We start from the raw sequence: 11,008 nt of genomic DNA, 5'->3' as shown, positions 1-11,008 counted from the left end.
CGCGCCGACGTCGTAGGTCGCGGCGGCGGCCTGGTCCGCGGGCGGGCGGCCGGGTCCGGTCACGACGGCGATGCCGGGGGCGGGCACGTCCGCCTCGGCGACCGCCTCGCGCAGCCTCGCCCGCAGGTCCAGGCCGAGGAAGTCGTGGGCGATCAGCACCACCCGCGGCCGGGCCCGGTCCAGGACGTGCGCGACGTCCGCCACGCCGTAACGGGTGTTGATCCCGATGACGTGGGCGCCGAGCGCGGCCGCGGCGAACTGCGCCACCAGCGACTCGGACCAGTTCGGCAGCCACACGCCCACGCAGTCGCCCTCGCCGACGCCGTGGGCCCGCAGGTCCTCGCGCAACGTGAGGACGCGTGCGACCAGCTCCGCGCGGGTGACGCGGCGCGGGGCGGGCCCGCCGTCGATGACCACGGTGCTCTCCGGGGCGGCCGCGGCGGTGTCGGCCAGCAGGTCGGCCAGGGTGGTCGCGCGGCCGGTCATGCGGCACCCCGGCTCTCGCGGGCGCCCAGCTCACCGAGCCAGCCGTGCAGGACGTCGGCGAAGCCCTCGACCTCCTCCATCGGATAGTGCCCGATGCCCTCCAGCAGGGTGTAGCGGGAGTCCGGGATGAGCTCGGCGGCGCGCCGGACGTCGGCGGGGTCGAGCCACAGGTCGTCGTCCCCGACGACGAGGTGGGTCGGGCAGGCCACGCCGTCGAGCTCCGCCAGCACGTCGTGGGTGGCCCAGCCGATGAGGTCGCTGGTGGAGATCTCGGGGTCCTCGCGGCGGTGCATGCGCGCGATCAGCTCCGCCCGCTCGGCCGCCACCCGCCGCCCGACGACGGCGAGCGTCCCGAGGTAGGTCCGGTCCGACCGGCTGGGCGCGGCCGAGTCGACCAGCTCACGTTCCAGCCCGCGGACGCTCAGCATGGCGGAGTCGGTGCCGCCGTGCGCCGCCAGCGCGACGGCGCCGGCCAGGCGCTCGCCGCGGCGCACCGCGAGCTGCAGGGTGATGGCGCCCCCGATGGAACAACCCACCACGAAGGGCCGGTCCATCCCGAGCCGGTCCATGAGCTCCTCGCACCACTGGGCGTAGACACCCAGGTCCCGCACCGGGCCGCCGGGGGCGGGCTCCGAGCGACCGTGCCCCGGCAGGTCCGGGACCACCACCCGGTAGCCCAGCTCGGCGAGCCGCGGCTGGACCTCCCGCCACTGCACACCGTTCTGACCCGCCGTGTGCAGGCACAGCACCGGCTGCCCCGCGCCCTCCTCCAGCACGAAGGCGCGGGTCCCGCCCACCTCGACGTAGTCGGCCCTCATCGTGTCCCCTCCGTGCGGGCGAACGCCCGCGCCTCGTCGACCAGCGCGACGACCGCCGCGGTCAGCCGCAGGTACTCGTAGGCACTGCCCTCGACCTCGAACTCGTCGCGCAGGGTCCGCTCGGTGAAGTCGTTCCGCGGACCGGTCAGCAGCCCGGCCCACACGACGTCGGGCGCGGAGACGACGAACGTCGGCCCGTCCGGTGTCCGGGTCCCGGCCTCGAGCACCCGTCCCTTGTAGACACGGAACACCACCAGGTCGCCGCCGAGGCGCAGGCCGAGGGTGCCGTCCCAGGTGCCGGTGGCCCGGGTGAACGCGGCCGACTCGCCGAGCGCGGGGGCCAGTGCCCGCGCCCACTCCACGGACGGGAAGGACCGGCCGAGCCGGGCGCGGCGGTCGTCGACCGCCTCGCGCGCCGTGACCAGCGCAGCCGACCGGCCCACCTGCACGATCTCGTCGTGCTGGTTGCGGACCACCACGTGCCTGCCGACGACACCGTTGCGCAGTGCCGACGTGCGACGGGTGCGGGTCACCGTCATCTCGTAGGTGACCGAGTCGCCGACGTGGATCGGCGCCACGAAGTCCCAGTGCGTGTCGAACGCCGCCTCGACGTGCCCCGACAGGCCGCGCTCGTGGTGCCAGCCGAAGAAGCCGGCCAGGCCCAGCGGACCGTGGACCAGCGGGCGGCCGTCGGCGGACCGGCCGTGCTCGGTGTGCAGCGCGGCCCGGTCCCCGCTGACCTCGGCGAAGGCCGCGACCACCGCCGCGGAGAAGCTCCGTGCCGGGCCGGTGTAGACCTGCCCGACCTCGAAGTCCTCGAAGTGGGGCGCGGCCGCCCCTGCCCCGGGCCCACCGGCGTACACCGGCGACCCGGTGGTGGCACTGGTGCTCATCGACCGTCCTCTCCGACGGGCCGTCGCGATCGTCGTCCCCGACGAGCTCGCGACGACACGAACGAACGTTCTTACGCCTGCCATGCAATCAGCAGCTTCCCGGCCCGTCAAGAGCAGGAGCGCCGTAGCGGGTGCGCTACCGTGAGCGACATGAACGACCGTTCCCCGACCCTGGTCGCCGAGACGGGGCGGCGGAACGAGGCCGCGATCCTCAACGCCGCGATCCACGCCTTCGGCACCCAGGGCTTCAACGGCGCCTCGATGCGCGACGTGGCCCGCGGCGCCGAGACCAGCCTGTCCAACCTCTACAACTACTTCCCGTCGAAGTCGAAGCTGCTCGCCGCGGCGCTGCGACACGCCAACGCCGAGTTGCGCAGCCGCGTCCTGTCGGCCGTGGAGCTGGCCGGCGACGACGCCCCGTCCCGCATGCGCGAGGCGGTCCGCGCGCACGTCGGGTTCGTCGTCGAACACCAGACGGCGACCCTGGTGGCGACCAACGAGCTCCGCTACCTCGACCCCGAGGACCGCGCCGCACTGGTGGAGGACCGGGACGCCACCCAGGACGCCTTCGAGCGCATCGTCGCCCAGGGCGTCGCCGACGGAGCCTTCCGCACGCCCTACGCCACCGACGCGGCACGCACGATCCTCGGTGCCGTCGCGGCGATCGCGAGCTGGTACCGCCCGGACGGCGCACTGGGCCGCGGCCAGCTCGCCGAGCAGTACGCGCGCTACGCCCTCGCCCTGCTCGAGGCCCCCCTCACGCACTGACGCCCGCCGCGGGGGGCGACCCGGCGAGATGCCTCTTGTCCGCTGTGACCCGAGTCGCTAGCGTCCTAAGAACGATCGTTCGTACTCGTGTCGGAGCTCCTCGTTCTCCGGCACCCTCACCGCCGCACCGTTGCGGCCTGGAGGTGGACCCGGATGGACCAGCACGCTCCCCCGAAGAAGATGGGCCGGCTCGCTGCCGCGGCGGTCTTCGCCACCGCGCTCGAATGGTTCGACTTCCTCATCTACGCCACGGCCGCCGCCCTCGTGTTCGGGCACCTGTTCTTCCCCTCGGTCAGCCCGGTGGCCGGCACCCTGGCCTCCTTCGCGACGTTCGCCGTCGGCTTCGTCGCGCGACCGCTCGGCGGCATCATCGCCGGGCACGTCGGCGACCGCTTCGGCCGCAAGCCCCCGCTGGTCGCCGCCATGCTGCTGATGGGCGTGGCGACGTTCGCGATCGGCGTCCTGCCCGGGTACGCGACCATCGGGATCTGGGCACCGATCCTGCTGGTGGTCGCCCGCCTGGTCCAGGGCCTGGGCGTCGGCGCCCAGTGGGGCGGCGCCGCGCTGCTGCTCACCGAGCACGCCCCGGTCGAACGGCGCGGGTTCTACGGGTCGCTCGTGCAGACCGGCGCCATCGCAGGAGCGGTCGCGGGCAACCTCTTCTTCCTCCTGCTGACCACCATCCTGTCCGAGGAGCAGTTCATCGCCTGGGGTTGGCGCGTCCCGTTCCTCTCCGGCCTCGCCCTGGTCCTGATCGGCGCCTACGTGCAGCTCAAGATCGAGGACACCCCGGTGTTCCACGACCTGCAGCAACGGTCGGCGGAGTCCCGGCGCGACGCCGGACTGCGCAAGGCACCGCTCGTCCAGGCCGTGCGGCACTACTGGCGCGAGATCCTCCAGGCCGCGGGCGCGTTCTTCGTCGTCAACGCCACCTTCTACATCCTGATCAGCGGGGTGCTGAGCTACGCCACCACACAGGTCGGCATGTCCCGGTCGGCGATCCTGTGGTGCGTCATGGGCGCGGGCCTGACACAGGTCGTGTCGATGCCGTTCTTCGGCGGTCTGACCGACCGGATGGGCTCGCGGAAGAAGCTCTACCTCACCGGCACGGTGCTGATGGCGGTCTGGGCCTTCCCGATGTTCCTGCTGATCGACACCGGGTCGTTGCCGCTGGTGTTCCTCGCCCTGCTGGTCGGGTTCACCATCCACGCGACGATGTACGGCCCCCAGGCCACCCTGTACGCCGAGATGTTCCCGGCGGACGTCCGCTACTCGGGTGCCTCGCTGGGCTACCAGTTCGCCTCGGTGTTCGCCGGCGGTCTCGCCCCGTTCATCATGACCGCGTTGCTGGCGGGCACGGGTGCCTCCTGGTCGGTCGCGCTCTACATCATCGCCACGGCCGTGGTCACCTTCGTCGCGGTGGTGACGCTGAAGGAGCGCTACCGCCGCGACCTCTACGAGACCTCCGACGCCGAGGCGGCCGGAACCGTCGCCGCCTCTGGCTGAGCGCTCCGCCCGGCTTCCGGGCCCACCGCGCACGACCCGGCGCCGAGGCTCGTCGGGCTCGCCCGGTCTCGCTACGACCCGCAGTGCCTGCTCAGGTCCGGCACGACGTGGCCCTCCGTCAGTTCAGGCGTTCTCGCCGCGCCACGGTGGTGACACCGGCAGGATCAGGGCGTTGCTCCCGGACCGCGAGCATGACCAGCGCACCCAGTGCCGGCCCGGCGGCGAGGGTCAGGAACGCGACGGTGAAAGAGCCGGTGGCGGCGAAGGCTCCGCCGACCGCCAGCGGGACGATGACGCTGCCGAGCTGCCAGAACGCGTTGGCGAACCCGGACGCGGTACCGGTGACGGCACTGGGCACCAGCCGCGGCACCAGCGCCACGAGCAGCGTCGTCCAGCCGTAGGCGGCGGCGCCCAGCAGCGGTGCGAGCCAGAGGAAGGCCGTCGCGGAGGTGAGGTTGCCGAAGACGAGCAGCGTGACGACGAACAGGACCAGGATGAGGACGGCGGGCATGCGGCGGGCGCCACCGTAGAACCGGTCGCTGACGAAGCCGACGATCGGCTTCACGACGACCGCGGTGATCGCGAAGATCGCCACGACTGCTCCGGCGGTGCCGGGCGTGATGCCGTGCCCCTTGATCATGAGTGCATTGGCCCAGGTGATGAACCCGTAGAGCCCCCAGAACCCGCCGAAGCCTGCGATCGCGGTCAGTACCAGGTTGCGGTTGGCAAGCATCGCGATCCAGCTCGAGTCCGACCGCTGCCCCTTCGCGAGGGGCACCTCCGCCGCGGCCGGGTCGAGCATCGGGCCCGGTCGCAGGATGAAGAAGAGCAGTACGGCGAGCACCATCGAGACGACGCCGAAGAAGTGGTACGAGGTGCCCCAGCCGTGCCAGGCGATCATCGCCGGGACGACGGAATTGGCGATCGCGGTGCCCAGTGATGTGGCGGTGACGAAGATGCCCATCGGCAGCCCGAGCTGGGTCGAGGGGAACCAACTGGCCACAAGCCGGATTCCGGCCGAGTAGTCGGCCCCGGCGAAGAGACCGACCAGGGCCTGGACCGCGATACCGACCGTGGCCGAGGTGGTGGAGCCGAACAGCGTCATGAACGCGCCGGCGCCGAACAGCGAGATGGACAGCATCCAGCGCCCGCCGAGTCGGTCGGTCCCGACCCCGCCGAGCGCGTTCGAGATGACGTAGCCGACGTAGTAGGCCGTGGCGAAGACACCGAGGCTGGCAAGCGGAACGGCCAGATCCTCACCGACGAAGACCGACGCCGGACCCCAGGTCGAGCGATCGACCGACGTCAGGGTGAACGAGAGCCAGCAGGCGAACAGGACCACCCAGCGGTAGGGCGACAGTGTCGCCGTGCCCGCCGGGCTGACAGGGACAGTGCTCATCGTTGAGCCTCCGTGGTGGGAGTGGGGGCGGAACACGGCGCCGCGTTCAGCTTTGCGGTCACGGTGCGGCCGTGATCAGAGGTCGAGCACGAGTCGTGGCGACGAGCAGCTGCCGACACAGATCATCATCGAGGTGCCGCGGGCGCGTTCCCGTGGGGACAGGATCGTGTCCCGGTGGACTGGGGTTCCGTCGAGGACCTGTGTCTCGCAGGTCCCACAGAATCCCTCCTCGCAGGAGGCCATGACGTCGGGGCGGACCGTGCGCACGGCATCGAGGATCGATCGGCCCGCTGCAACCGGGACTGTCTCGCCGGTGGAGGCCATCACGACCTCGAAGGCGCCGGCCGGGTCTGCGACCGGGTCCGTCGCACGGTCGGGGCCCGGGTCGGCGACGAAGCGTTCGATGCGGACCGGCAGCTCGGGACGGGAGGCTTCCGCGACGTCGGCGAGAGCTCGCAGCATGCCGGGTGGCCCGCAGCTGTAGACGGCAGCGCCGGCGGGAGCGGCGGCGAGGATCTCCGCAAGTGGTAGCGGACCGTCGACGTCGTCACTGTGCAGGGAGACCGCTCCTGCCGACACGCCCGCGAGCCGCTGCACCTCCTCGGTGAACGCGAGCGTGTCCGCCCGCCGGCCGCCGTAGTGCAGCGTCCAGGGCGTTCCGTCGTCGACGGCGGTGCGGATCATCGCGAGCAGCGGGGTGATCCCGATGCCACCCGCGACGAACACGTAGGAGGTGGCCGGTCCGAGAACGAATCGGTTACGGGGTCCGCGGATCTGCAGACGTCTCCCGACCAGGCCGGTGGTGTGGATCTCCGCGGAACCGCCGCGCCCGTCCGCCTCGTGGAGTACGGCCACGGTGTAGTCCGGGTCGGCGGTGTCGCCGCACAGCGAGTACTGGCGGACCAGCCCCGACGGCAGCGTCAGATCGACGTGGGAACCCGCCGTCCAGGCCGGGAGGGGGATGGCGCCGCGCAGTCGCAGCGACAGCACACCGTTCGCTTCGTGGCGAGCCTGCGTCACGAGGACGTCGAACGTATCGTCGCTGTTCACGACTGTGTCCCTGCAGGTTCGCCGTCACGGGCACCGCCGCGCAGGACCTGAAGGAAGGGTACGGTGAACCGGGTGTCGCCGAGAACGACGACGCTGTCGGCGGCCTCGCGGATCGTGGTCGCCGACCGTTCCGCCTCCGGCTCGTCCCATCGGGCACCGGGTCTCACGATGACCGCCCCGAGGAGGACCCCGTTCGCCCTGGTGGCGTCGCCGATCCGGGTGACCGAGTCGCGGTCGACCCGGGCGAGGTCGTGGGTGAGGAACACGACCACGTCGGTGGCGTGCACGGTGTGCTCGAGCGGGTTGCCCACCGGTGGTCCGCCCGTGTCGGAGCCGGCCCCGTCCGTGCACGCCGTGGCCGGTTGCGAGCCGGCCACGGTGATGCCGGCGAGCTCGAGGTCGTCGCGACCGTCGACCCAGAGCCGGGCGGTGTGATCGAGCGGAACCAGCAGAACGGCCGCTTCGTAGGACCGTCGGGTGGGGATCGGCGCCATCGGCACGACCCTCCTTTCCGGGGACAGGTCAGATGGAGACGAAGTCCTGACCGGGCTTCACGACGAGGGCGTCCTGCGCACCTTCCTGGAAGGGGACCGACTTCGGCAGCAGCACCGAGGCGGACCGGACCCTGTGGTGCTCGGCGTCGTCGCCGGGCAGGTCCGCGGTGTTTCCGGCGGCGTCCTCGGCGGCTGCGAGAAGGCGCCGGCGAGCCAGGATGATCGCGGCGTCGCTGGTGCCCAGACGCTCCTTAGTGCGGTCCACGATCGGGCCCATGCTCTCCTGCAGGGAGAAGTCCTGGGCCGCGATGCCCTCGACGCCGGAGAAGCTGCGCTTCGCGCGCTGGGCCTCACGGTCGATGAGGTAGTCGTTGGACCTGTTCGCGACCGTGCGGAAGGTACCCGGGATGTTGCGGGAGTGGATCCCGTCGCCGCGGCGCATCGACTCCAGCTCGTCGTCACGCAGGTCGCGGGTGGGGTGGTAGTTGATGCTCCACGCCCAGCAGGTCTCGTCGTCGATCGGTACCCAGGCGTGGGCGCCCAGCGGGTTGTGAGTCCCGAACGGAGGGATGATCGTGTACCACGGCATGATCCACTGGGTGATGCGCCAGTAGTAGCGCTCGTCGTCGACGTTACGGCGGGCTCCGATCAGCAGACCGCCGTTGGACTCGATGACCTCGAACTTCGGTCGGGTGTCGGCCTTGAGGTAGGTCAGGCCCTCGGTGCCGGCGTGCATGGGGTCGTCGTCCATGTTGAAGCGGTGCGCGAACGACACGTGGCTGGAGTCGATGCCTCCCTCCATGGCCTGCATGTAGTTGGTCTCCTGCAGGCGCTTGGACACGAACACCTGGGAGCCGGGCAACATCGCCCATTCCAGTTCGGGGAGGTCGGGTCGGTGCTCGGCCGGGCCCATGTAGGTCCACACGACCCCGCCGCGCTCGATGCACGGATAAGCCTTCTGCTTGATCTTCTCCCGGAACCTGCTCTCGGGCGGCTCCGAAGGCATGTCCACACAGTTTCCGTCGACGTCGTACTTCCAGCCGTGGTAGGCGCACCGCAGGCCGCATTCCTCGTTGCGACCGAAGAACAGTGATGCCGTCCGGTGGCTGCAGAACTCGTCGAGCAGGCCGAGCCTGCCCTCGCTGTCCCGGAATGCGATCAGGCGTTCCCCGAGCAGCTGCACCCGCACCGGGGGGCAGTCCGGCTCCGGGAGCTCCTCGGTCAGCAACGCCGGGATCCAGTAGCGACGTAGCAGGTCACCCATCTCGGTGCCCCGGTCGGTCCGGATAAGTCGTTCGTTCTGCTCGCGCGTCAGCACGGTGGTGGTTCCTTCCAGCCGGGTGTCAGGACGTCGTGTGGTGGTGGGGACGGACAAGGACGTGCGGGGATCGCGGCCCGTCGCCGAGGGCGAGCCGGGCCAGCATGTCCCCGACACCGTCGAGAGGGACCGTGGCGACGGGGACCCGATCCAGCCGGGAGTCGCCGCCGGCCAGGGCTGCGATCGCGGCTCCGACCGCCTCCGGCGAGCGCCCGCGGACCCCGTGCACCGAGACGCCGCGACGGATCATGAGGGCGGTGTCGACCGGGACCGCTGCGGGCGACTTGGGTGAGGTCAGGACGAGACGGCCGCCGTGGCCGAGCAGCCCCATCGCGGGATCGACGACACCGGGAGCGCCCCCGGTGGTGTCCACCACCAGATCAGGGCGTTCGCTCTCGAGCCGGGCCGGGTCGTCGGTGACGACCGGGACCGCGCCGAGAGTCTCGACGATGCCCAGCCGTTCGGCGTCACAGGGCAGTCCGGTGACGATCACGCGCTCCGCTCCCCCGGCCAGCGCGGCCGCCGCGACCGCCACACCGTGGTATCCGGGGCCGAGGACGACCACGGTCTCGCCGGAGCGCAGCCGGCCCGCACCGAGCGTCCAGTCGAGGGCGTTGGCATAGGGCAGCACCCAGGTCGCCAGCTCGTCGCCGAGTGCGTCCGGCAGGTGGTGCAGGACGGCGTTGGCGGGGAGGTGGAGGTACTCGGCGTTGCCGCCGAACAGACCAGGGGCCTCGGCGACCGGCACGGTCCCGATCCGGCGGCCACCACCCCAGATGTCGGTCTCGGGACAGAGCCGGTACGGCCCGGTACGACACGTCGGGCAGGCACCGCACGGCAGGTACTCCTCGACCACCACACGGGACCCCGACCCGACCTCCCAGCGCCCGGCGGCCCTCTCCCCGACCGCGGCGATCGCCCCGACCACGTGGTGACCGAGAACCGTCGGCTCGGCGACTCCCCTGGCCTGCAGCGCGACGTCGGTGCCGCAGACCCCCGACGCGGCGACCCGCAGCCAGCCGGAGTCCGGGCCGGGTGTGGGCACGGGCAGCTCCTGCACTTCGCAGCCGCCGCCGGGCACGGCGACGCTCGCGCGAGCCGTGGCGGGCAGGAACCGTGTCACCTCGCTGAGACCCATGTTTGCCCTTACTATCGCTGTGTGATATTTTGTTATCATCTGACGATACAGACACTAGGGCGCCACCCGACGGGCGTCAACGGAGGGAACGACGATGGCTGCGGCACGAGGCGCAGACAGCGGCCGGAGGGCTCTGGAGGTGCTGTTCGCCTTCACCGAGCAACGACCGGTGCTATCCGTGCGCGAACTCGCCGAGACCCTGGCGATCCCGGTCCCGTCCGTGCATCGCTACGTCTCACTGCTGCGGGACATGGGGTTGCTGGAAGAGGCGTCGCGGGGGCGTTACCACCTGTCGATGCGGGTGGCCGCCCTCGGGCGGTCTGCGCGCCGGGCCGCCCCGATCGTGGACACCGTGGAGCCGCTGATGCGAGGGCTCTCCGAGCGGATCGGGGAGTCGGTGCTGTTGATGCGGCTGGTCCAGGGCGCCCCGGTCTGCATCCACAGGATCGAGACGCCGAGCCGGTTCAGACTGTCCTTCGAGCCGGGCCAGCTGCTGCCGGCCCTCCGCGGCGCGAGCGTCCGCCTGCTCCTCGGATCCCTCGCTCCGGAGGACCGTCGGCGTTATCTGGACCAGGCGCTGGAGTCCGGCGCGCTGCCCCCGGTGAACGGACCGGAGGTCTTCCTCGACGACGTCGAACGCGACGTGGCACGCGGGTGGTCGGTCAGCAACGAGGAGATCGACGAGGGGGTCTGGGCACCTGCTGCAGCGGTGTACGAGGACGGGCACGTCGTCGCCGCGATCTCTGCGCCGTGCCCGGCGTTCCGGGTCGACGAGGTCCGCCGCACCGAGATCATCCAGATGGTCCGTGACGCCGCCTCGGCGGCATCGGACGCGCTCGGGCGCTGAGTCCCCGCCGTCGCCGAGACCGTCCCGCAGCGCGCGGGGTTCCTGACCATCGGGCGCTCCACCCGGGGCCGAGGCGGCGCTGCGGGTGCGGACCGCCCCGCGGGCGACGGAGACCTGGCCCCGGCGGGGCGGGCCGAGCGGTTCAGCTGCTCTCCGCGCCCGACCCGACCGGCTCGGCACCGCAGGTGACCCGTGCCGCCGCCGGAACCACCAGCACCGGGACGTGGGTACGCCGCAGCACGGCCAGCGCCGTGCTCCCGAGCAGCTCCGTCCGCCAGGTGGACCGCCCCC

General features: G+C 71.8%; 11 protein-coding genes. 3 read left to right on the top strand and 8 right to left on the bottom strand.

Annotation, left to right across the window (positions count from 1 at the left end; all coding sequences use genetic code 11):
• From GTW08_RS04890 to GTW08_RS04880, 3 genes are all read right to left on the bottom strand, one after another.
• Positions 1-486, bottom strand: a 486-nt coding sequence (locus tag GTW08_RS04890) for an AMP-binding protein (RefSeq protein ID WP_161151471.1), incomplete at its 3' end; no start/stop codon positions are given.
• Complete coding sequence (locus tag GTW08_RS04885) at positions 483-1,304, bottom strand: alpha/beta fold hydrolase (protein WP_161151470.1); 822 nt, start codon at positions 1,302-1,304, stop codon at positions 483-485. The genes GTW08_RS04885 and GTW08_RS04890, both read right to left, overlap by 4 nt.
• The gene (locus GTW08_RS04880; protein WP_073574009.1) at positions 1,301-2,197 is read right to left on the bottom strand and encodes a hotdog domain-containing protein; all 897 of its coding nucleotides are present in this window, start codon (positions 2,195-2,197) and stop codon (positions 1,301-1,303) included. The genes GTW08_RS04885 and GTW08_RS04880 overlap by 4 nt, the downstream gene beginning before the upstream one ends.
• A 150-nt stretch (positions 2,198-2,347) precedes the next feature.
• Between GTW08_RS04880 and GTW08_RS04875 the strand changes: the two genes are divergently transcribed.
• Positions 2,348-2,965, top strand: a complete 618-nt coding sequence (locus GTW08_RS04875; protein ID WP_073574010.1) for a TetR/AcrR family transcriptional regulator — start codon at positions 2,348-2,350, stop codon at positions 2,963-2,965.
• A gap of 153 nt (positions 2,966-3,118) precedes the next feature.
• Positions 3,119-4,471: an MFS transporter gene (locus GTW08_RS04870; protein ID WP_073574011.1), complete on the top strand. Its 1,353-nt coding sequence runs from the start codon at positions 3,119-3,121 to the stop codon at positions 4,469-4,471.
• 118 nt (positions 4,472-4,589) lie between these two features.
• On the opposite strand, the gene GTW08_RS04865 is transcribed toward GTW08_RS04870, so the two are convergent.
• The 5 genes from GTW08_RS04865 to GTW08_RS04845 all read right to left on the bottom strand — a co-directional run bounded on the left by GTW08_RS04865 (position 4,590) and on the right by GTW08_RS04845 (position 9,777).
• Positions 4,590-5,870, bottom strand: coding sequence for an MFS transporter (locus tag GTW08_RS04865; protein WP_174565840.1), 1,281 nt, complete (start codon positions 5,868-5,870; stop codon positions 4,590-4,592).
• A 75-nt stretch (positions 5,871-5,945) separates the two neighbouring features.
• A complete protein-coding gene (locus GTW08_RS04860) occupies positions 5,946-6,920 on the bottom strand; it encodes a PDR/VanB family oxidoreductase (RefSeq protein WP_073574013.1) in 975 nt (324 codons plus the stop codon).
• Positions 6,917-7,414: a hypothetical protein gene (locus tag GTW08_RS04855; protein ID WP_139282683.1), complete on the bottom strand. Its 498-nt coding sequence runs from the start codon at positions 7,412-7,414 to the stop codon at positions 6,917-6,919. Before GTW08_RS04855 ends, GTW08_RS04860 begins: the two co-directional genes overlap by 4 nt.
• 28 nt (positions 7,415-7,442) lie before the next feature.
• Positions 7,443-8,732 (bottom strand): Rieske 2Fe-2S domain-containing protein, encoded by a 1,290-nt coding sequence (locus GTW08_RS04850; RefSeq protein ID WP_073574015.1) that lies wholly within the window; start codon positions 8,730-8,732, stop codon positions 7,443-7,445.
• A gap of 25 nt (positions 8,733-8,757) precedes the next feature.
• Entirely contained in the window at positions 8,758-9,777 is a 1,020-nt protein-coding gene (locus GTW08_RS04845) for an alcohol dehydrogenase catalytic domain-containing protein (protein ID WP_161151469.1), read from the bottom strand.
• A gap of 187 nt (positions 9,778-9,964) precedes the next feature.
• On the opposite strand from GTW08_RS04845, the gene GTW08_RS04840 reads away from it, so the two are divergent.
• A complete protein-coding gene (locus GTW08_RS04840; protein WP_073574016.1) occupies positions 9,965-10,717 on the top strand; it encodes an IclR family transcriptional regulator in 753 nt (250 codons plus the stop codon).
• Positions 10,718-11,008 lie beyond the last annotated feature (291 nt).

This window comes from Pseudonocardia sp. SID8383, from assembly GCF_009864975.1.
Taxonomy (GTDB): Bacteria; Actinomycetota; Actinomycetes; order Mycobacteriales; family Pseudonocardiaceae; genus Pseudonocardia; species Pseudonocardia alni.
This window is presented reverse-complemented; position numbering and strand designations above follow the sequence as displayed.

What these genes read in the sequence shown, in the direction of transcription:
- GTW08_RS04885 (WP_161151470.1), bottom strand. Translation starts at nt 1,304, where the DNA reads ATGAGGGCCGACTACGTCGAGGTGGGCGGGACCCGCGCCTTCGTGCTG.
- GTW08_RS04880 (WP_073574009.1), bottom strand. Translation starts at nt 2,197, where the DNA reads ATGAGCACCAGTGCCACCACCGGGTCGCCGGTGTACGCCGGTGGGCCC.
- GTW08_RS04875 (WP_073574010.1), top strand. Translation starts at nt 2,348, where the DNA reads ATGAACGACCGTTCCCCGACCCTGGTCGCCGAGACGGGGCGGCGGAAC.
- GTW08_RS04870 (WP_073574011.1), top strand. Translation starts at nt 3,119, where the DNA reads ATGGACCAGCACGCTCCCCCGAAGAAGATGGGCCGGCTCGCTGCCGCG.
- GTW08_RS04865 (WP_174565840.1), bottom strand. Translation starts at nt 5,870, where the DNA reads ATGAGCACTGTCCCTGTCAGCCCGGCGGGCACGGCGACACTGTCGCCC.
- GTW08_RS04855 (WP_139282683.1), bottom strand. Translation starts at nt 7,414, where the DNA reads ATGGCGCCGATCCCCACCCGACGGTCCTACGAAGCGGCCGTTCTGCTG.
- GTW08_RS04840 (WP_073574016.1), top strand. Translation starts at nt 9,965, where the DNA reads ATGGCTGCGGCACGAGGCGCAGACAGCGGCCGGAGGGCTCTGGAGGTG.